Source organism: Ruegeria haliotis (genome assembly GCF_013377785.1).
Taxonomy (GTDB): domain Bacteria; phylum Pseudomonadota; class Alphaproteobacteria; order Rhodobacterales; family Rhodobacteraceae; genus Ruegeria; species Ruegeria haliotis.
This window is the reverse complement of record NZ_JABXWT010000005.1, coordinates 112,067-132,859: the sequence shown is the minus strand read 5'-3', so window position 1 is coordinate 132,859 and position 20,793 is coordinate 112,067. Positions and strand designations below refer to the sequence as shown.

Below are 20,793 nucleotides of genomic sequence, written 5' to 3'. Positions count from 1 at the left end.
TAAGGATCTAAAACGATGACAACAGCATATGAATATGAAACCCACGAATATGATGTCGTGGTGGTCGGAGCAGGCGGCGCAGGGCTGCGCGCAACGCTGGGTATGGCAGAGCAAGGCCTGCGCACCGCTTGTGTGACCAAGGTCTTCCCGACCCGCTCGCATACAGTTGCAGCACAAGGTGGTATCGCAGCCTCGCTGTCGAACATGGGCCCGGACCATTGGCAGTGGCACATGTACGACACCGTCAAAGGCTCGGACTGGTTGGGCGACACCGATGCAATGGAATACCTCGCACGCGAGGCACCCAAGGCGGTTTATGAACTAGAGCACTACGGTGTCCCCTTCAGTCGAACTGAAGAAGGCAAGATTTATCAGCGCCCGTTTGGGGGTCACACAACCGAGTTTGGCGAGGGCCCTGCTGTGCAGCGCACCTGTGCAGCCGCTGACCGGACAGGCCACGCCATCCTGCACACGCTTTATGGTCAGAGCCTCAAGAACAATGCCGAGTTCTATATCGAATACTTCGCCATCGACCTGATCATGTCCGAGGACGGTCAGTGTCAGGGCGTCGTTTGCTGGAAGCTGGACGATGGTACGATGCATGTGTTCAACGCCAAGATGGTGGTGTTGGCCACGGGCGGTTATGGACGGGCTTACTTCAGCGCGACCTCTGCGCACACATGCACCGGCGACGGTGGCGGAATGGTGGCGCGGGCCGGGCTTGCGCTGCAGGATATGGAGTTCGTGCAGTTCCACCCAACCGGCATCTATGGGTCCGGTTGCCTGATTACTGAAGGCGCACGGGGCGAGGGTGGTTACCTGACCAACGCCGAAGGTGAGCGTTTCATGGAGCGCTACGCACCCCAGTACAAAGATTTGGCGCCGCGCGATTACGTTTCGCGATCGATGACCATGGAAATTCGCGAAGGGCGTGGTCATGGTGATGACGGTGACCACATCCACCTAAACCTGAGCCACTTGCCGGCCGAGGCGCTGGCAGAGCGTTTGCCGGGGATTTCGGAAAGTGCCAAGATTTTTGCGGGTGTTGACGTTACCAAAGAAGCGATTCCCGTTCTGCCGACCGTGCACTACAACATGGGCGGTATCCCGACGAACTATTGGGGCGAAGTTCTGAACCCAACAACAGACAATCCAACTGCCGTTGTTCCCGGTCTGATGGCCGTTGGCGAGGCAGGGTGTGCGTCGGTCCATGGTGCGAACCGTCTGGGTTCGAATTCGCTGATCGACCTCGTAGTCTTCGGTCGCGCGGCGGCAATCCGGGCCGGTAAGGTCGTGGATGCCGAAACATCGAACCCGGTGTTGAATCAGGCGTCAGTAGACAAGGCGTTTGACCGCTTTGACATGGCGCGCAACGCCAGCGGTTCGATCCCGACCGCCGATCTGCGGCTCGAGATGCAAAAGACCATGCAGGCGGATGCCGCCGTGTTCCGGACTGCCAAGACCATGGCTGAAGGCGTCGAAAAGATGACGGCAATCGCGGCCAAGATGGATGATCTCAAAGTCACTGACCGGTCTCTGGTCTGGAACAGTGACCTGATGGAAACGCTGGAGCTGACCAACCTGATGCCCAGTGCCCTTGCTACTATCGTTGGCGCCGAGGCACGCAAGGAATCCCGCGGCGCACACGCGCATGAGGATTTCTCGACCCGCGATGATGAAAACTGGCGGGTTCACACCGTATCCCGAGTCGAGGGGACCTCGGTTGAACTCAGCTACCGCCCGGTCGTCGTTGATCCGCTGAGCACCGAGGAAGAAGGCGGTATCAGCCTCAAGAAAATCGCGCCCAAAGCGCGGACATTCTAGGGGGCGCGGTAAGTAGGCAATGGTGTGCAAACGCCAAATACCCACGGACATCGCGGTGGCCTCTGGCCGGCGGACCCTGTGTTGCGTCTGGTGTCTGCCATGACGGTCGAGATGCTGCAGCCCGCTCCAAGTGATCCCAAGATCATTCTGATCGGATTGAATCGGTGCGCGACGACGTCGTTTCACAAGCTGTTTCAGAACAGCGGAATATCGTCGGTGCATTGGGTGGATGACGGGGACAACAACCTGGCGCATCGCATGGTGACGAATATCGCCATGGGGCGCAAACCGTTGGATGGGTTTGGTGCGGTTCGGGCATTTTCCGATATCGCTTTTACCAATTCGCGTTTCCTGCTGGACGGCTCGCGGTTCTTTCGGGAACTGCACGCCGCATATCCGGATGCCTATTTCATGCTGAACACGCGAAACCGGGATGACTGGATTGCGTCGCGCGCGCGTCATTCCGACGGAAAGTACTTGGAACGGTGCTGCAAGGCCAACGGCCAGACAGCTGACGACGTGAAACGGGGATGGTCGCACCTGTACGACGTGCACCATGCCGAGGTTGAAACTTATTTCGACGGCAATCCCCGGTTCCTGCGCTTTGATATCGACGAGGATTCTCCGCAGATCGTTGCGGATTGGCTCTCGTCAGATTTTGACGTGAACATTGTCCATTGGGGACATTACAACAAAGGGGCGTCCGAGCGCGCCCAGACAGGCTGAATGGCGGCCTTGTGCTGAATGGAGAATTGACATGGTTCAACTGACCCTGCCCAAGAATTCCCGGATCACCACCGGCAAGACCTGGCCCAAGCCAGAAGGCGCCAGCAATGTGCGTAAATTCCAGATTTATCGCTGGAATCCGGATGATGGTCAGAACCCGCGTGTGGACACATATTTCCTCGATATGGACACCTGCGGCCCAATGGTTCTGGACGCGCTGATCAAGATCAAGAATGAGATCGATCCGACCCTGACATTCCGTCGGTCCTGTCGCGAAGGCATCTGTGGCTCTTGCGCGATGAACATCGACGGGATCAATACGCTGGCCTGTATCTATGGCATGGACGAGATCAAGGGAGATGTGAAGATCTATCCGCTGCCGCACATGCCGGTGGTCAAGGATTTGATTCCGGATTTGACCCATTTCTACGCCCAGCACGCCAGCATCATGCCTTGGCTCGAAACCAAGACCAACCGCCCGGCGAAAGAGTGGAAGCAATCCATTGAAGACCGCAAAAAGCTGGATGGCCTTTATGAATGTGTGATGTGCGCCAGCTGCTCGACCTCGTGCCCCAGCTATTGGTGGAACGGTGATCGGTATCTGGGCCCCGCAGCGCTTCTGCATGCCTATCGTTGGATCATCGACAGCCGCGATGAGGCAACAGGTGAGCGTCTGGACGAGCTGGAAGACCCCTTCAAGCTGTATCGCTGCCACACGATCATGAACTGCGCCAAGACCTGTCCCAAAGGTCTGAACCCGGCCAAGGCGATTGCCGAGATCAAAAAAATGATGGTGGACCGCGCAGTTTGATCGATATCTGATTTTGGGCTTGCCGCCTTGCGGCAAGTGCATGCCCAAGTTGCACAAATAGGCGGTGCATCACCTGTGGCACTGGCCTATCCTGTGTTCAGGGAGGAGTGATGAGATTGAATCAGGATCACTCCGATGAATACGAACACATCCAACCAAAAAACAGGCGCTGAAGAGGCGTTGGAGCTGCTTGAACAGGCTTGGGCTTATTATACACCAGAGCCCTTGGAACCAGTAACAGAGCGCGAACCGGAGCTGTTTGAATACGCTAACGCCGCCTGATCAAACTCGGGTGGGCTTGCCAAGTGGCATCAGATTGGGCAATGCAAGGATATGCCCATTCTATTGCTTCTCCTTGCCGCCGGTGTGTTTGCCTATTTTCTGTGGCGCGCGCGATCTTCATCGCTGACCCGGGATTGTCGGTGGCGGCAGCATCGAAAGGAAGGTTTCTGGGTCTGTGCCTTTTGTGGTGCGCAGCAAGAAGGGGCCGAAAGCCCGACCCGGTGTTTGCGCAAGCCAGAAGGTCAATAGAAAACGGGCAGGGTGTGCCCCCGCCCGTTTTATTCTAAGCGGCTCCGGGAAAGGCTGCCTGCAAAGCAATCTCTACCATATCGCCGAAACTGCTTTCGCGGTCGGAGGAGGGTAACGCTTCACCCGTCAGCAAGTGATCTGAAACAGTCAGGACGGCAAGTGCACGGCACTTGTGGCGCGCGGCGAGAATGTAAAGCTCAGCAGCCTCCATCTCGACTCCCAAAATGCCGTGTCGCACCATTTGCTCGTTCAGGTCAGGGCGTTCGTCATAGAAGACATCCGACGAATAGATACCGCCGACATGGGTTGGCGTCCCTTTTGCGGCGGCCGCGGCAGCGGCGGCTTGCAACAGACCCCAATCGGCACAAGGGGCGAAATTCAGTTCTTTCAGGATGCCGCGCGACGGTGTGCTGAGTGTTGTTGACGTCATTGCCAGAATGACATCGCGCACCTTTACGCTGTTCTGCATCCCACCACATGATCCAATACGGATCAGGGTTTTTGCACCGTAATCCCGGATCAGTTCATTGACGTAAATTGAAAGGGACGGCATGCCCATGCCGCTGCCCTGGATTGAAACAGGGTTCCCTTTCCAATTCCCGGTAAACCCAAGCATACCGCGAACGTTATTGACCTGTTTGACATCGCCCAAAAATGTCTCGGCCGCCCATTTTGCCCGATAAGGATCACCGGGCAAAAGTACTGTTTCTGCAATTTCGCCTTTTTCGGCACCAATATGAATTGTCATGTTACGACAAATCCTCGATTAGATTTCCAGATCGGAAATATCCGCGCCCGCTTTCAAGGCGTCATGAATCCATTGTGGTTTGCGACCGCGACCAGTCCAGGTTTGTTCCGGCGCGGCGGGATTGCGGTATTTTGCTTTTGCTTTGGTGCCTTTTGCAGTGCGCGGTGCGTCGCCAGACAATTCGGACAAGGAAAATCCGAATTCCGCCGCCGCTTTTTCAGCGGCTTTCAATGCTTCCTGACGCTCGCGTTTTTCGGCATTCGCCAAGGCCTTTTCGACCCCGTCACGCAATTCCAAAAGGTCTTTGCGTGACATTTTTTCCAGATTGATCCCCATCATTCTTCTCCGTATCAACAGTCATTTCGGTGAGCACAATTGCGCACCGTAATTCCAAACATCGGAACATACTATCCCCAATATTCAGGGAATAGAAACGAGGAATTCATCGGATAAAGTGTATGTTACTCGGCGGCGAGGTTTTTTGGGTCAACTAAAGTTACGATGTCACCCATGATCGCATTAAGCTCGAAGTTTTTTGGGGTATAAATTTTGGATACTCCCATGGATTTCAACTTGATTGCGTCTTCATCCGGGATAATCCCTCCCACGATAACGGGAATATGGGTTAATCCTGCTTTGCGCATACGGACCATGACGTCTTCGACCAGAGGCAGATGGCTGCCTGACAGGATCGACAAGCCAATGACATGGGCGTCGTCCTCGATTGCGGCCGAGACGATTTCCTCGGGCGTCAGCCGGATGCCTTCATAGCTGATATCCATGCCGCAATCCCGCGCGCGGAAGGCGATCTGCTCGGCACCGTTCGAATGACCGTCCAGTCCCGGCTTGCCAACCAGGAATTTTAGGCGGCGGCCCAGCTTGTCGCTGACCGCATCGACCGCAGCACGCAGATCTTCCAATCCTTCGGTCTTGTTTGAAACAGAGCCGGACACGCCGGTCGGGCCGCGATAGGTGCCATAGACTTTGCGCATTTCCTCGGCCCACTCACCCGTGGTCACGCCCGCCTTGGCCGCAGCGATGGACGGCTCCATGACATTGGCGCCAGTTTGCGCTGCTGTACGCAGGGCGGCCAATGCCGCAGTAACCGCAGCGTCATCTCGCGCAGTACGCCACTCGTTCAGGCGGTTGATCTGTTCCTGTTCAACGGCGGGATCAACGACCATGATACCGCCATCCTCTGTCTGCAGCGGCGAAGGTTCGCCCTCGGTCCATTTGTTCACACCGACGACGACGGTCTCGTTACGCTCGATCCGGTTCAGGCGCTCCGCATTTGAATCCACCAGACGGGATTTCATATATTCGATCGAGGCAACAGCGCCGCCCATTGAATCGAGGTTCGCCAGTTCGGCGCGTGCGCCCTCTTTTAGTTCCTCAACCTTGGCGTCTACAGACGGGTTGCCGTCAAACAGGTCACCAAATTCAAGCAGGTCGGTTTCGTAGGCCAGGATCTGTTGCATCCGCATCGACCATTGTTGGTCCCAGGGGCGGGGCAGGCCCAGCGCTTCGTTCCAGGCGGGCAGTTGAACTGCGCGGGCACGGGCCTTTTTCGACAGCGTCACGGCCAGCATTTCAATCAGGATGCGGTAGACGTTGTTTTCAGGCTGCTGTTCGGTCAGACCCAGCGAGTTCACCTGAACGCCATAACGGAAGCGGCGGAACTTGGGATCCTCGACTCCATAGCGTTGTTGCAGAATTTCGCCCCAAAGGTCGACAAAGGCGCGCATTTTGCACATTTCGGTGACAAACCGTATGCCGGCATTCACAAAAAACGAGATCCGACCGCACAGTGCAGGGAAGTCTTCGGCCGGAACACGCGGGCGCAGTTCGTCGAGAACTGCGATGGCAGTGGCCAGGGCATAAGCCAGTTCTTGTTCGGGCGTCGCGCCGGCCTCTTGCAGGTGATAGGAACACACGTTCATCGGGTTCCACTTCGGCACGTTGGTATAGCAGTACTCGGCTACGTCCGCGATCATCTTGAGCGAGGGTTTCGGCGGGCAGACATAAGTGCCACGGCTCAGGTATTCCTTGATCAGATCGTTTTGCACAGTGCCCTGCAGCTTGGACACATCGGCCCCCTGTTCTTCGGCCACGGCAATATAAAGCGCCAGCAACCAAGGGGCCGTGGCGTTGATCGTCATCGAGGTGTTCATCTGCTCTAGCGGAATCTGATCGAACAGAACCCGCATATCCCCCAGATGTCCGACGGGTACCCCGACTTTGCCCACTTCGCCACGCGCCAACGTATGATCGCTGTCATACCCAGTTTGTGTCGGCAAATCGAAAGCCACAGATAGCCCGGTTTGACCTTTGGCCAGATTGCCCCGGTACAGCGCGTTCGAGGCTTTGGCGGTTGAGTGACCGGCATAAGTCCGGATGAGCCAAGGGCGATCTTTCTGCGTCTGCGTCATGAGGTAGCCTCGTGTATCTGCGGGTAACAAAGTTTCGTCTTTGGGTTCTAAAGCGCAATTTTCGGGATAAGTCAATTCGCTGCGTTGCGGCATCCCGTGATTGTTCAGATTGTGGGCCGATGCGAATGATGGCACTGTACGCGCATGACGCAAACCGTGGAACTTCCGATTTGGCTATTTGTGCTGATCGTGGTCTTTGCCATGGTCACTCTGGCATCGCATTTTTTGTTCCCGTCCGTCCGCTGGTTCTTTCGCCGTCGTTTGGAACGGGCCGTCGCCCGCCTGAACAAGCGCCTGCAACGGCCTATCCAGCCCTTCAAGCTGGCGCGTCGGCACGACATGATCCAGCGTCTGATCTATGATCCACAGGTTGGGCATGCAGTGCAGCAACACGCGCGTGAGTCGGGGATGCCCGAGGCTGTCGCCTTTGAACAGGCGCGCCGCTATGCGCGCGAGATTGTCCCGTCATTCTCTGCTGTAGCCTATTTCAGCTTCGCGATCCGCCTGGCGCGGCTGCTGAGCAACACATTCTACGATGTGCGCCTGAGCTATGAAGATGAAGAGGCCGTCAAAGGTATCGACCCAGAGGCTACTGTTGTCTTTGTCATGAACCACCGCAGCAATATGGACTACGTGCTCGTCACCTACCTTGCGGCGCGACAGTCTGCGCTGTCCTACGCCGTGGGGGAATGGGCGCGGGTCTGGCCGCTCAGCCGCCTGATCCGAGCGATGGGAGCCTATTTCATCCGGCGAAAGTCAGGCAGCGAATTATATCGTCAGGTCCTGTCCAGCTACGTGCGTCACGCGACAGAGGCGGGTGTGACGCAGGCAATGTTCCCCGAGGGCGGTTTGAGTCTGACCGGCGCTTTGGGTCGTCCAAAACTGGGGCTGCTCAAATACATCATGGACGGAACCTCGCCGGATGGACGGGATGTGGTCTTTGTGCCGGTAGCGCTGAACTATGATCGGGTGCTTGAGGATACGATCCTGACCCGGGCCGCGCTGGGCACGGAACGGCGGTTCCGAGCTAGAATCGGGGTCATCACGCGATGGGTGTTGAAACAGATCTGGCGACGTCTGATCGGCCGATACAAGCGGTTCGGACTGGCCTCGGTGCGATATGGCAAGCCGATTTCGCTGCAGGATTTCCGCAGTCGCCGCGAGAATGATGACATAACGGATCTGGCGCGAGAGTTGATACAGCGAATAGGTCGGTCAGTTCCCTTGGTGCCCGCTCCGGCGGCGTGTTGGCTGTTGCGGGAAAATGTCTCCATGCCAGAGGATGAGGTTCGAGCGCGGATCGAAGCTATGATGGGGCAGGATGATGCAAATGCAGAGGCCATATCAAGCGCGATTGACCAATTGGTCGAGCGTCGAATCCTGAGCAGGCAAGGGAACACACTTTCCCTTTCTGGGCAGCGCGTCGATCTGCTGAATTATTATGCCGCATCTGTACCACTCATCATGCAACCTGATGATACTGCACCTGCAAAGGGAATTTCTGCACCTGCTGGGTCATAAAATTACAAACTAGCGTCAAAAAAGGTTGCATTATTTCTTAACGGTTAATATCTGATCTTGGGAGCACGCGATTCTGCATCGCGGCAAAGGCATAAAAAAAGGAGGCCAGCATGGCTCTGGACACCGAAAACGGTATCACGTCGTACGAGGCACCCGAAAAAGACCTCTATGAAATGGGTGAGATCCCTCCGATGGGATATGTCCCCAAACAAATGTACGCTTGGGCAATCCGCAAAGAGCGTCACGGCGAGCCGAATACGGCCATGCAGTTGGAAGTCGTCGATGTCCCGCAGCTGGACAGTCACGAAGTGCTGGTTCTCGTTATGGCCGCTGGTGTGAACTACAATGGTGTCTGGGCGTCGCTGGGAAAGCCGATCAGCCCGTTTGATGGTCATGGGCAGCCGTTCCACATTGCCGGTTCGGATGCGTCGGGTATCGTCTGGGCTGTCGGCGATAAGGTCAAGCGCTGGAAAGTGGGCGACGAGGTTGTGATCCACTGCAACCAGGATGACGGTGACGACGAGGCATGTAACGGCGGCGACCCGATGTTTTCGGACTCGCAGCGTATCTGGGGCTATGAGACCCCCGATGGATCATTCGCGCAGTTTACCAACGTTCAGTCACAACAGCTGATGCCGCGTCCCAAGCACCTGACCTGGGAAGAAAGCGCTTGCTACACGCTGACGCTGGCAACCGCGTACCGGATGCTGTTCGGTCATGAGCCGCATGACTTGAAGCCGGGTCAGAACGTTCTGGTCTGGGGCGCATCAGGGGGGCTGGGGTCTTATGCGATCCAGCTGATCAATACGGCTGGCGCCAACGCGATCGGTGTGATCTCGGACGAAAGCAAACGTGACTTTGTTATGGGGCTGGGCGCAAAAGGTGTTCTGAACCGTAAGGATTTCAATTGCTGGGGGCAGCTGCCCACAGTCAACACGCCGGAATACGCTGACTGGTTCAAAGAAGCGCGTAAATTCGGTAAAGCGATCTGGGACATCACCGGCAAGGGTGTGAATGTCGACATGGTGTTCGAGCATCCTGGCGAAAGCACCTTCCCGGTTTCGACCTTTGTGGTCAAAAAGGGCGGTATGGTCGTGATTTGTGCCGGCACCACCGGCTACAATCTGACCTTTGATGTTCGCTATATGTGGATGCACCAGAAGCGCTTGCAGGGGTCGCACTTTGCGCATCTCAAGCAGGCGGCCGCCGCAAACCAGCTGATGGTCGAGCGCCGCCTTGATCCCTGCATGTCCGAGGTCTTTACTTGGAACGATCTGCCCGAGGCGCATATGAAGATGCTGCGGAATGAGCATAAGCCGGGTAACATGTCCGTTCTGGTTCAGGCCCCTCGCACTGGCCTGCGGACGCTGGAAGAGGTTCTGGACGCACGCGATTAACCCGCACGGGTTGTAGACATAAAACACCCGCGAATCGCTCTGGCGGTTCGTGGGTGTTGTGCGTTTTGAATGCACCTTTCAGACTTTCAATGGGTTGTAAAATACCCCCTCGCTGTTTCTGGGGAGTAGAAACCGGTGAATATGCCGAAAAACACCATACATGTTATGGTTGTGTTAACCCTTCGTTAACTGTTTCAGAGAGACCCTGATGGCGCAAAATGAGTGGATATTGGACGTATTGTCGGACCTCAACGCTTTCGCCGTTGCGAATGGGTTGAGCACGTTGGCCGAGCAGCTTGATGACACCAGGTTGATCGCGGCGGCCGAGATCGCGTCCATGAAGGATGAGGCACGGGCGCCCGCGGATGGGAACAGAACTCGATTGGGGTCAGATCCAGCAGGATTTGGAAAACACCAACACGCTTGACGAGCTCAGCGGCGTTGCATTTCGCTTGCGAGCCATGCTTGGGATTGAGCATCTGACGTATCACTGGGTCGATGGGGCCGGCGACCAATATGGATGTACGACCTACTCGGATACTTGGGAAGAAAGGTACCGGGACAAAAACTATCACAGGATCGACCCCGTAATTCTGGGATGCTTCCAACGGTTTCATCCGGTCGATTGGAAATCTCTTGATTGGTCTGGCAAAGTTGCCAAAGCCTTCCTTCAGGATGCGCAAAGTCACGGGATAAGCAATCAGGGTTATTCCATCCCGATCCGTGGTCCAAACGGGCAATTTGCCCTGTTTACCGTCAATCACAGCTGCGACGACGAAACATGGCAGCAGTTTATTTCGACTTACGGGCGCGAGTTGATCCTGATCGCACATTACATCAACCGAAAAGCGCTGGAGTTCGAGAAAGAAAGGCAACCGGAGTCACCGCGCGGACTATCGCCCAGAGAAATTGATGCAATTACCCTTTTGGCGCTGGGCTATAGCCGTGCTCAGGTGGCACATTCCCTGTCAATTTCGGAACATACGTTGCGGGTTTATATTGAAAGCGCGCGTTCCAAATTGGGCGCCCAGAATACGACCCATGCGATCGCAACGGCGCTTAGCCGAGGATTAATAGTCGTTTAAAGACCGCGCGGTTCTCACACCGTAAATTAACCACGTGTCTGTACCCCCTTCGTTCCTGCACAGGACGACAAGGGGAACAAGTCATGTTGCGTTATCTATATGCTGATGAGCTGCATAAATTTCCGGCTTTGGCCGACGGGATGTTTCGGGATCGCGCAGATCAGTTCAAAACCAGATTGGGTTGGGACGTTCACGTTAATGAAAAAGGGGAAGAGCGGGATCAATACGACGATCTGAACCCGCTTTATGTCATCTGGGAGGAACCCGATGGCAGCCATGGTGGGTCGATGCGGATCTTGCCGACGACCGGGCCAGTGATGATCAATGATATCTTTGGTCATTTGACTGGCGGTGACCCGATCCGCAGCCCCCTGATCTGGGAGGTTACGCGGTTCTGTCTGTCCCGCACCGCCAGTCCGCACACTGCGGGTGCCATAATGCTGAGCGCTGGCGAAATGATGGAAGGATTTGGCCTGACCCACATCGCCGGAGTCTTTGATGCACGCATGATTCGGATCTATCGTCTGATTGGATCTTCACCGGTTGTGCTTGGGACCGAGGGGACCGGGCGTGACCAGATTTCGGTCGGGCTGTGGCCCTATTCCGCCGAGGATTGCAATCGCGTGGCCGAAAGGGCGGGCATTCCACGAGAGCTTTCGCGTCTGTGGTTCACAACCGCGTTTGGTCCGACCAAACAGCACCGGTTTGCACTGTCGGCCTGAAGGCGGGAAAACACGAATCCGCATCTGGTGGTGGCTGGCGCGGCCCTGTAGGGTCGCGCCATGTCGTTGCCGAATGTTACCTTCTCAGATGATCAGGCCGCCGCTTTTGACAGCATTGCCGAAATGCTGCGCTCAGCAGGTGTGGACCTGGAAGATGACGCCCTGCTCAAGCTACCCGGGGGCGGAGAATCCGGCGTTATGGCCGTTCTTGGCAAGGCTGGATCGGGTAAGACCCTGTTATTGGCCGAGCTTTACAAGGCATTGGCCGAAACGGGTGTTCAGATCGTATCTGGCGACTATGAAAGCCGTAAGTCGAAGGATAAACGCAGCCTTGCGATATTGGCGCCGACCAACAAGGCAGCCAGTGTCCTGCGACTGCGCGGTGTTCCGGCGACAACCATTCATCGGATCCTCTATACGCCTGTCTACGATCCGGAATATGAGCGCATTGCCGAGTGGTTGGCAGGCAACGACGAGCGACCTGAGGTCGAAGGCCTGACAGACGAGGCGTTGGACCGGGCAGCAGCCTTTTACGCCAACAACAAATCCATCCCGGGTGCGCTGGCGGCTGCAGGTTTGCGCGGATCAGATTTTATTACCGGTTGGAAACGTCGGGACGAGCCGCTGGATATCGGGTTCGTTGACGAGGCGTCGATGTTGGATGACCGGCAATTCGAAGACCTGAAAGAGATATTCCCAACCCTTTTGCTGTTCGGCGATCCGGCGCAGTTGGCTCCGGTCAATCAATCCGGCAGCATGGTGTTCGAAGGGCTGCCCGAGCCGCGAAAGCTGACGCTTCACCGCGTTCACAGGCAAGATGCCGATAACCCAATTCTGGATCTGGCCCATGCGCTGTCCGATCCGGCGGTGGGGTTTGAGGATTTTGAACGGATGATTGAACAAACCGCCCGTCAGGACGACAGGGTGGTTTGGGGGCAGCGGGTCGAGGTCGATCTGATGGCTCGCAGCCCGGTTTTGGTCTGGCGCAACGCAACGCGTATCCGTTTGATACAGGCGTTCCGACAGGTCCATGGCGCCCCCGATACCGAGTTGGTGGAGGGCGAGCCGCTGATCTGCGACGGAATTGAGTTGCCTTTGAAACACCGCAAGAAACGGTTGGATCTTGAGGCGAGGGGGCTGATCAAGGGCGCTCAGGTCATTTATCTGGGGCCGGGGCGTAAGCCGGGGTTTTCCAGATTGCATGTGATGGGCGCCGAAGACCCTCAGGTCAGTGCTGCGTCAATTGTCCAGATCGAAAAACCGGATGAGGAAGAGCCCTTCATTCCTTTTGCCGCGCGGATGGGGGCCACGTTCCTGCATGGTGCTGCGGTGACCATCCATAAGGCGCAGGGATCGCAGTGGGACACTGTTCAGGTCTTTGCACCCGATTTATACGCCGCCGCCCGAATGGGGCGCACCGAGGCGGGACAGCCTTTGTGGAAGCGTCTGGCATATGTTGCCATTACTCGCGCGCAGGAGCGGTTGATCTGGGTGGTGCGCAATCGCTTGTCGAAACCGACTTATCCGCTGCGTGTAGATGACCTGCGAACGGTTCCGGCGGCCTCGTTGACATTGGAGGTGGAAGAGATATGAAATCCATCATCGTGACGGGCGCAAGTTCTGGAATCGGACGCGCCACGGCCGAGTTGTTTTTGGATGAAGGCTGGACCGTGGGACTGCTTGCACGCAGTGAAGGCACGCTGACCGCTATGGCCGCGGCGCACCGGAACGCGATCTCTTTGGTTGCAGATGTAACGGACCCAGTTGCAGTTGCCGATGCGTTCAAATCTTTTACTGATCAAGCGGGTGCGCTGAATGTCCTGTTCAACAACGCAGGTATCTTTGCACCGGGCGGCACGATCGATGAAATCGCGCTGGATGACTGGTATCAAAGCGTCAACGTGAACCTGAACGGCATGTTCCTGAGTGCCCGCGAGGCGTTTCGGATCATGCGCAATCAGACGCCGCAAGGCGGTCGGATCATCAACAATGGATCAATTTCCGCCCATGTTCCGCGTCCGAATTCCGTGCATTACTCGGCAACAAAACATGCCATCACTGGCCTGACTCGCAGCCTGTCACTGGATGGGCGCGCTTTTGGAATTGCTTGCGGACAGATCGACATTGGAAATGCGCGAACGCAGATGATCCAAGATCTAGTCGATGCCGCGATTGCCGGGGGCAACACCCCCGATCCCACCATGGCCGTCGAAGACGCCGCACGGTCCGTCCTGCACATGGCCACATTGCCATCCGAAGCCAATGTCCAGTTCATGACCGTGATGGCCACCACCATGCCCTATATCGGCAGAGGGTGAAGGTTACTTCTCGCGCAACAGGCGGAAGGCCGCGGATGCTCCCCAGCCGGCCGCAATCGCGATGACCAGTGACATCAAACCGTACCAAACGGGTTGTTGCCGGGACATGTTGAACAGGAAACGTTCCAGACCGACCTTGCGAACATCTATTAGGGTTTCGTATTGCGAAATGACTTCGCCGCCACGGGTCAGGAAGATACGCGCAACGTAGTCGCCTTCAGTCAGATCCGAAGGCATGGCGATCGAGGTGCGGAACAAGGTCTGCTCATCCACGGCGACGGTATCTTCGCGGATCGAATACAGGTCTTCATCCTCTCGGATGCGAACAACTGCGTCCGCGAAGTCCTGTGCGCCGCGAATATTCATCGCCGCCCCGACCGAGCGGATGGCGCGTTCGATCGAAATCCGATAGCGCAGGTCTTCGGTATCCGTCAGGATAGCGCCCAGCGGTCCGCTGGTGGCAACGGCATAGAAACTGGGGGCAAGGTCGACCAGAACACTGTCGGTGTTGACCCAAATGCCCAGCTTCCTTTCTTTGCGTCTCACCGTTACAGGCTCGGATGGTCCGGCCAAGGCCACGATGACCTCCAGCGGTGGTCCCGATGGAATGGGGGCTTCGCGCTTGACGGCGCCGAAGATAAGGATTTCCGAACCGTCGAAATTGGCGGTAATGGCAACGCGGTCCTGACTCAGGCCAAGGACAACCTGCTCGTCTGCTGCCGCGGCAGGCATGCACAACAAGCACAAAATCGCGATTAGCGGACGCAACATCATCAGTGCCCCCCGCTTCTGCCAAGCGAATACAGCTCGGTCGGTTCCAGTAGAAGATCAAGCGCCAGCTTGCCGCAGACCACCAGAACCAGTGCGGCCAGCAAGACCCGCAGTTGTTCTGCCGGCATACGGGCGCCGATCACTGTCCCGATCTGCGCGCCGATGACGCCGCCAACCAGCAGCAGAACGGCCAGTACCACGTCAACGGTGTAGTTGGTGGTGGCATGCAGCATCGTTGTAAAGGCGGTCACGAAGATGATCTGAAACAGGGACGTGCCAACAACGACTTTGGTTGGCATACCCAGCAGATAGATCATGGCGGGTACCATGATGAACCCGCCGCCGACCCCCATGATGGCCGACAGGACACCGACGCACAGGCCCACCAGAACCGGTGGAATCACCGAGATATATAGGCCTGATGTGCGAAAGCGCATTTTGAAGGGCAGCGCGTGGATCCAGCCGCGTTGCCGCCGTTTGGCGGGCGCCCCCCCGCCTTTCTTGGCTTTGCGCAGGGCTCTCAGGCTTTCGACAAACATCAGACTCCCAATGACGCCAAGAAAGACCACGTAACACAGCGTGACCAACAGATCGACCTGGCCAAGACTTTTGAGGTAGTTGAACACAACAACACCCAGAGCAGCCCCGACTAATCCACCGACTAGTAGGACGGTGCCCATTCTCAGGTCCACCGTCTTTCGACGGAAATGTGCCAGAACACCTGAGAATGACGATGCCACGATCTGGTTGGCTTCGGTCGCCACGGCAACAGCAGGAGGTATGCCGATGAAAAACAGCAACGGGGTCATCAGGAACCCGCCACCCACACCGAACATGCCGGACAGGACGCCGACCATCCCGCCAAGTCCTAGTAGCAAAAAGGCGTTCACAGAGACTTCGGCTATGGGAAGATATATTTGCATGGCTTCTTCTAGCTGCGCATTGTTGTGCTGCGCAACGTGCTAAGGCTGCGTTCAGCGAGACATTGTGAAAACTGAATGTGTTTTGTGGGCTGGCAATAATCTCCGCATGCTGTTGCGGCCCGCAAGGGGGGATTCGTAGACTCATTTGTCAGAGAACACACACACATACCCTCTTAGAGCGGTTGCGGCATGCAAAATCAACTCTGCATGCCGCCCTGCAGCGAACAGGACTGAACATTGGCCCCGAACTGGACCTATCAGCGCTCTTTCACGTATGGTTCGCCACCCGCACGCGGCGGAATGGCTTTGCCGACGAACCCGGCCAAAATCACCACGGTCAGGATGTAAGGCAGGGCATCCATCACCTGCACCGGAATCACCACGCCACCCAGATCGATGTTCTGGAACCGCAATGCTACGGCTTGCAGAAGACCGAACAACAGGCAGGCCCCCATCGCATGCCACGGGCGCCATTTCGCGAAGATCAACGCGGCCAGTGCGATGAACCCACGACCAGCGGTCATTTCCTTGACGAACCCGGCCTGCAAGGCCGTGGCCAGATAAGCGCCGGCGATACCGCACAGCACGCCACAGATCGCGACGGCTGCGTACCGCAGGCCGACCACCGATACTCCCGCCGTGTCCACTGCCGCAGGGTTTTCACCTACTGCACGCAGGCGCAGACCGAACCGAGTGCGGTACAAAACCCACCATGTCAGGGGAACCATCAGGAACGCGATATAAACCAGTATCGAATGACCCGAGAGCAGTTCGGAGTAGATTGGCCCGATGATTGGCACTGTGCTGATGGCTTCAGCAAAGGGGAACTCGATCGGAGTGAAACGCCCACCGCCAAACAGAGACGGTGTACGCCCGCCTTGCTGAAACCAACTTTGGGCCACAAGGACCGTCATCCCGGCAGCAAGAAAGTTGATGGCAACGCCCGAGATCAGTTGATTGCCCCGGAACGTGATCGAGGCGAGCCCGTGTAAACCGGACAGTGCAAGTGATGAGGCGATACCTGCCAGCAAACCCAGCCACACAGATCCCGTTACAGCTGCAACCGCTGCCGAGAAAAACGCGGCCATCAGCATCTTGCCTTCAAGGCCAATGTCGAAAATGCCCGCACGCTCGGAGTAAAGTCCGGCCAAACAGGCCAGCAACAAAGGGGTTGCCAGACGGATCGTGGAATCGAAAACCTGGATGAGTGTAACGAAAAACTCCATCACTCCACCCCTTTCCGCAGACCCAGGAACAGTTTTTCAAGAGGCATGCGGACCATGTTATCCAACGCCCCTGTAAACAGAATCACCAAAGCCTGAATGACAACAATCAGTTCGCGTGGGATCGATGTCCAAAGCGCCAGCTCTGCCCCGCCCTGATACAGAAACCCGAACAGAATGGCGGCAAGAAACACGCCAAACGGATGCGACCGACCCATCAGTGCAACGGCGATTCCTATGAAACCTGCGCCTTCGGTCGAATTGAGCACCAGCCGTTCCGCTTCGCCCATGACATTGTTGGTGGCCATCAGGCCTGCAAGAGCGCCCGAAATCAGCATTGCAACAATGGTGATCCGAACAGGGGAAATTCCCGCATAAACCGCGCCGGTTTCCGAGTGGCCGTAGGCGCGGATTTCATAACCCAAACGGGTCCGCCAGATCAGTGCCCAGACCACGAAACAGGCAAAGATCGCGACGAGCAACGAGATATTTGCTGGGGCCGCCTTGGAGAAGTTGATCCCAATTGGCGCCAAAAGCTCGTGCAGTGTCGGCAAATGCACCGCTTCAGGAAACCGCGCGGTTGCCGGGTCCATCGATCCTTTGGGCCGCATCACGTTGACCAGCATGTAGTTCAGAAAGGCTGCTGCGATAAAGTTGAACATGATCGTGGTGATCACGATATGGCTGCCGCGCTTGGCCTGCAGATAGGCCGGGATTGCAGCCCAGGCCGCACCGAACAGCATCGAAGCGGCACAGGCCGCCAAAAGTGCGATGCTCCAATGTGGCCAGGGAACATAGAGGCACACCATCGCGACGCCAAGACCGCCAAGCATTGCCTGACCCTCGCCACCGATGTTGAACATTCGTGCATGAAACGCGACGGCTACTGCCAGGCCTGTGAACATGAAGTTGGTCGCATAGTAGAGCGTGTAGCCCCAGCCATAAGTTGATCCCAGCGCACCGGTGATCATCAGGTTGACAGCCTCAACCGGGCTCTCGCCGATGGCGAGGATGACCAGTGCCGACAGAAGTGCGGCCAAAAGCAGACTGATCAATGGGATCAGCACCACATCGGCCCATTTAGGCATTTTTTCCATGTTACGCGGCCTCTCCCGCAACACCGGCCATCAACAGGCCAAGTTCTTTTTCATCTGTTTCCTGCGGCAGGCGCTCGCCCATGATATGTCCATCAAACATCACGGCGATCCGGTCAGAGAGCGAGAAGATCTCTTCCAGTTCGACCGACACCAGCAGGATCGCTTTGCCCTGATCGCGCAGGGCGACGATCTGTTTGTGAATGAACTCGATTGCGCCGATATCCACACCGCGTGTCGGTTGGCCGACCAGCAAAAGGTCTGGGTTGCGCTCGATCTCACGCGCTACGACGATTTTCTGTTGGTTGCCACCCGAGAAGTTCTTGGCTGCCAGCCATCCGTCCGGTGGTCGTACATCGAACTTCTCGATCTTGCGCTCGGTGTCGGCCCGCAGGGCGGCATTGTCCATGAAGATGCCACGTTTGTAGGCCGGATCACGGTGATAGCCGAAGGCCACGTTTTCCCAAGCATGAAAATCCATGATCAGACCTTCGCGTTGGCGGTCTTCGGGCACATGTGCAATATGCTGCGCGCGACGGGCCTGACCATCTGATCCCGACCCGCTGAGCGCCAGAGGCGCGCCGTTCAGTTTGATAGATCCCAGACCAGGACGCATACCACCCAGAACCTCAAGCAATTCCGACTGACCATTCCCGGCCACGCCTGCAATGCCAACTATTTCACCAGCGCGGACGGTCAGGTCGATGCCTTTGACACGCTCGACGCCCGCTTCATCGATGACGCGCAGGCCTTCGATCTCGAGAATAGGTTTGCCCGGTTGTGCAGGCACCTTGTCGACTTGCAGCAGAACTTTTCGGCCCACCATCAACTCGGCCAGTTCCTGCGGGCTGGTCTCGGCTGTTTTGACGGTCGCGGTCATTTGCCCCCGCCGCATGACGGAGACGGTATCCGTAGCCTCCATGATCTCACGCAGCTTGTGGGTGATCAGGATGATTGTCTTGCCTTCCGCCCGCAACCGGTCGAGGATGCGGAAAAGTTGATCCGCTTCCGCCGGGGTCAGAACCCCGGTTGGTTCGTCCAGAATCAGAATTTCGGCCCGGCGGTACAATGCCTTGAGGATTTCCACGCGTTGCTGCGCCCCAACGCCGATTTCGTCGATACGTTTGTCGGGGTCGACGAACAGCTCGTATTCTTCCTCAAGCTCTTTCAGCTCTTTGCGGGCTTTGGCCAGAGATGGCCCCAGCAGCCCGCCATCCTCGGCGCCCAGGACGATGTTCTCAAGAACAGTAAAGTTCTCAACCAATTTGAAATGCTGGAAAACCATGCCGATCCCTGCGGCAATGGCGGCCTGGCTGTCCGGGATGCTGGTCTGCTGACCATTGATCCAGATCTCGCCTTTGTCGGCTTTGTAAAATCCGTAAAGGATACTCATCAGCGTAGACTTGCCTGCACCGTTTTCACCGATGATCCCGTGGATCGTCCCGGGGGCGACGCTGATGGAAATGTCTTTGTTGGCCTGAACCGGCCCAAAGGCTTTGGATATCCCTTTGAGCTCAATGGCGGGGACGGTCATGTCTTGTCCTCAATTGCCGAAAGGACCGCCTTTGCCAGATCGTAAGAGCGCGAAAGACGGTAGAGTGGATGCGGGACGGAGGTTTCTCCGTCCCGCGCGATATCAGAACTGCAGTGCAGGGCAGCTGTCGTTCTCATAGTAGCTGACAACCGAGATGTTGCCGTCGATGATATCCTGGCGCGCTTTGTCAACGGCCGAGCTCATCTCTTCGGTCACCAGTTCAGCGTTGTTGTCATCCATTGCGACGCCGACACCTTCTTGTGCCAGACCCATTGTGAACACGCCGGTTTCCACTTCGTCACCGGCTTTCATTGCGTCATAAACGGCAACGTCCACGCGCTTGAGCATCGAAGTCAGAACTTTGCCCGGATGCAGGTGGTTTTGGTTGCTGTCCACACCGATCGACAGGATGCCTTCGTCAGCAGCAGTTTGCAGAACGCCAACACCAGTGCCGCCCGCAGCCGCATAGACCACGTCAGCGCCCTGGCTGATCTGGGCCTTGGTCAGTTCCGAACCTTTCACCGGGTCGTTCCATGCAGCCGGTGTGGTGCCGGTCATGTTGGCAACCACGTTGATGTCAGGGTTCACTGCCTTCGCACCTTGTGCATAACCACAGCCAAAGTGACGGATCAGCGGAACATCCATGCCGCCGATAAACCCAACAGTGCCGGATTTTGACGCCATCGCCGCCATCATGCCGACAAGGTACGACCCCTCATGCTCGGCAAAGCCGACCTGACGCAGGTTTGGCGCATCAAGCCAAGTCACGTCGATGACGACGAATTTGGTGTCCGGGTAATCCGGGGCAACGGTGCTCAGCGGATCGGCCATACCAAAACCCATGGTGATAATCGGGTTCGCACCTGCTTCGGCAAAACGGCGCAAGGCCTGTTCACGCTGCGCTTCGGATTGAAGCTCGATCTCGCGATAGGACTTTCCTGTCTGGTCTGCCCAACGTTTCGCACCGTTGAAAGCTGCTTCGTTGAATGATTTGTCGAACTTGCCACCCAGGTCAAAGATCAGGGCTGGTTCGGCCAGTGCGGCACCAGCTGTCAGTGCAACCGCAGCAGCCGCGCCCATCAAGGATTTCATCAGGGTCATTTGTTACTCCCGTTGGTTTCGTCGGTTCCGGGCCA

19 protein-coding genes are annotated in these 20,793 nt (G+C 56.8%); 10 read left to right on the top strand and 9 right to left on the bottom strand.

The window, feature by feature from the left end; translation table 11 throughout:
* Nucleotides 1-15: 15 nt before the first annotated feature.
* The 4 genes from sdhA to HW561_RS12135 all read left to right on the top strand — a co-directional run bounded on the left by sdhA (nt 16) and on the right by HW561_RS12135 (nt 3,643).
* Nucleotides 16-1,824 carry a succinate dehydrogenase flavoprotein subunit gene (gene sdhA, locus HW561_RS12150; protein WP_176865111.1) on the top strand — a complete coding sequence of 603 codons (1,809 nt, stop codon included), beginning with the start codon at nt 16-18 and terminating at the stop codon, nt 1,822-1,824.
* A 90-nt stretch (nt 1,825-1,914) separates the two neighbouring features.
* Nucleotides 1,915-2,550 (top strand): sulfotransferase, encoded by a 636-nt coding sequence (locus HW561_RS12145; RefSeq protein WP_328803275.1) that lies wholly within the window; start codon nt 1,915-1,917, stop codon nt 2,548-2,550.
* Nucleotides 2,551-2,581: 31 nt separating this feature from the next.
* Nucleotides 2,582-3,361 (top strand): succinate dehydrogenase iron-sulfur subunit, encoded by a 780-nt coding sequence (locus tag HW561_RS12140; protein WP_176865107.1) that lies wholly within the window; start codon nt 2,582-2,584, stop codon nt 3,359-3,361.
* Between the two features lie 135 nt (nt 3,362-3,496).
* Nucleotides 3,497-3,643, top strand: a complete 147-nt coding sequence (locus HW561_RS12135; RefSeq protein WP_176865104.1) for a hypothetical protein — start codon at nt 3,497-3,499, stop codon at nt 3,641-3,643.
* A gap of 283 nt (nt 3,644-3,926) precedes the next feature.
* On the opposite strand, the gene deoD is transcribed toward HW561_RS12135, so the two are convergent.
* The 3 genes from deoD to HW561_RS12120 all read right to left on the bottom strand — a co-directional run bounded on the left by deoD (nt 3,927) and on the right by HW561_RS12120 (nt 7,162).
* Nucleotides 3,927-4,640 carry a purine-nucleoside phosphorylase gene (deoD, locus tag HW561_RS12130; RefSeq protein WP_176865102.1) on the bottom strand — a complete coding sequence of 238 codons (714 nt, stop codon included), beginning with the start codon at nt 4,638-4,640 and terminating at the stop codon, nt 3,927-3,929.
* Nucleotides 4,641-4,658: 18 nt separating this feature from the next.
* Nucleotides 4,659-4,976 (bottom strand): H-NS histone family protein, encoded by a 318-nt coding sequence (locus HW561_RS12125; RefSeq protein ID WP_176865100.1) that lies wholly within the window; start codon nt 4,974-4,976, stop codon nt 4,659-4,661.
* Between the two features lie 125 nt (nt 4,977-5,101).
* The gene (locus HW561_RS12120) at nt 5,102-7,162 is read right to left on the bottom strand and encodes a protein meaA (protein ID WP_268952747.1); all 2,061 of its coding nucleotides are present in this window, start codon (nt 7,160-7,162) and stop codon (nt 5,102-5,104) included.
* 51 nt (nt 7,163-7,213) lie between these two features.
* Here HW561_RS12120 and HW561_RS12115 point away from each other — a divergent pair, with 51 nt between their 5' ends.
* From HW561_RS12115 to HW561_RS12090, 6 genes are all read left to right on the top strand, one after another.
* Nucleotides 7,214-8,590 carry a 1-acyl-sn-glycerol-3-phosphate acyltransferase gene (locus HW561_RS12115; protein WP_176865096.1) on the top strand — a complete coding sequence of 459 codons (1,377 nt, stop codon included), beginning with the start codon at nt 7,214-7,216 and terminating at the stop codon, nt 8,588-8,590.
* A 110-nt stretch (nt 8,591-8,700) separates the two neighbouring features.
* Nucleotides 8,701-9,987, top strand: coding sequence for a crotonyl-CoA carboxylase/reductase (ccrA, locus tag HW561_RS12110; RefSeq protein ID WP_176865094.1), 1,287 nt, complete (start codon nt 8,701-8,703; stop codon nt 9,985-9,987).
* Nucleotides 9,988-10,352: 365 nt separating this feature from the next.
* Nucleotides 10,353-11,072 (top strand): helix-turn-helix transcriptional regulator, encoded by a 720-nt coding sequence (locus HW561_RS12105; RefSeq protein WP_176865092.1) that lies wholly within the window; start codon nt 10,353-10,355, stop codon nt 11,070-11,072.
* An 83-nt stretch (nt 11,073-11,155) separates the two neighbouring features.
* A complete protein-coding gene (locus HW561_RS12100) occupies nt 11,156-11,794 on the top strand; it encodes an acyl-homoserine-lactone synthase (protein ID WP_176865090.1) in 639 nt (212 codons plus the stop codon).
* Nucleotides 11,795-11,854: 60 nt separating this feature from the next.
* Nucleotides 11,855-13,387, top strand: a complete 1,533-nt coding sequence (locus HW561_RS12095; protein ID WP_176865088.1) for an ATP-dependent DNA helicase — start codon at nt 11,855-11,857, stop codon at nt 13,385-13,387.
* Nucleotides 13,384-14,112: an SDR family oxidoreductase gene (locus tag HW561_RS12090; RefSeq protein WP_176865086.1), complete on the top strand. Its 729-nt coding sequence runs from the start codon at nt 13,384-13,386 to the stop codon at nt 14,110-14,112. Before HW561_RS12095 ends, HW561_RS12090 begins: the two co-directional genes overlap by 4 nt.
* Before the next feature lie 3 nt (nt 14,113-14,115).
* On the opposite strand, the gene HW561_RS12085 is transcribed toward HW561_RS12090, so the two are convergent.
* From HW561_RS12085 to HW561_RS12060, 6 genes are all read right to left on the bottom strand, one after another.
* Nucleotides 14,116-14,883: a TIGR02186 family protein gene (locus tag HW561_RS12085; RefSeq protein ID WP_176865208.1), complete on the bottom strand. Its 768-nt coding sequence runs from the start codon at nt 14,881-14,883 to the stop codon at nt 14,116-14,118.
* A gap of 2 nt (nt 14,884-14,885) precedes the next feature.
* Nucleotides 14,886-15,806: a sulfite exporter TauE/SafE family protein gene (locus HW561_RS12080; RefSeq protein ID WP_176865084.1), complete on the bottom strand. Its 921-nt coding sequence runs from the start codon at nt 15,804-15,806 to the stop codon at nt 14,886-14,888.
* 257 nt (nt 15,807-16,063) lie between these two features.
* Nucleotides 16,064-17,032: an ABC transporter permease gene (locus HW561_RS12075; RefSeq protein ID WP_176865082.1), complete on the bottom strand. Its 969-nt coding sequence runs from the start codon at nt 17,030-17,032 to the stop codon at nt 16,064-16,066.
* Nucleotides 17,032-18,126, bottom strand: a complete 1,095-nt coding sequence (locus HW561_RS12070) for an ABC transporter permease (RefSeq protein WP_176865080.1) — start codon at nt 18,124-18,126, stop codon at nt 17,032-17,034. Before HW561_RS12070 ends, HW561_RS12075 begins: the two co-directional genes overlap by 1 nt.
* A gap of 1 nt (nt 18,127) precedes the next feature.
* The gene (locus tag HW561_RS12065; protein ID WP_176865078.1) at nt 18,128-19,657 is read right to left on the bottom strand and encodes an ABC transporter ATP-binding protein; all 1,530 of its coding nucleotides are present in this window, start codon (nt 19,655-19,657) and stop codon (nt 18,128-18,130) included.
* A 102-nt stretch (nt 19,658-19,759) separates the two neighbouring features.
* The gene (locus HW561_RS12060; RefSeq protein ID WP_176865077.1) at nt 19,760-20,758 is read right to left on the bottom strand and encodes a BMP family lipoprotein; all 999 of its coding nucleotides are present in this window, start codon (nt 20,756-20,758) and stop codon (nt 19,760-19,762) included.
* Nucleotides 20,759-20,793: the final 35 nt, after the last annotated feature.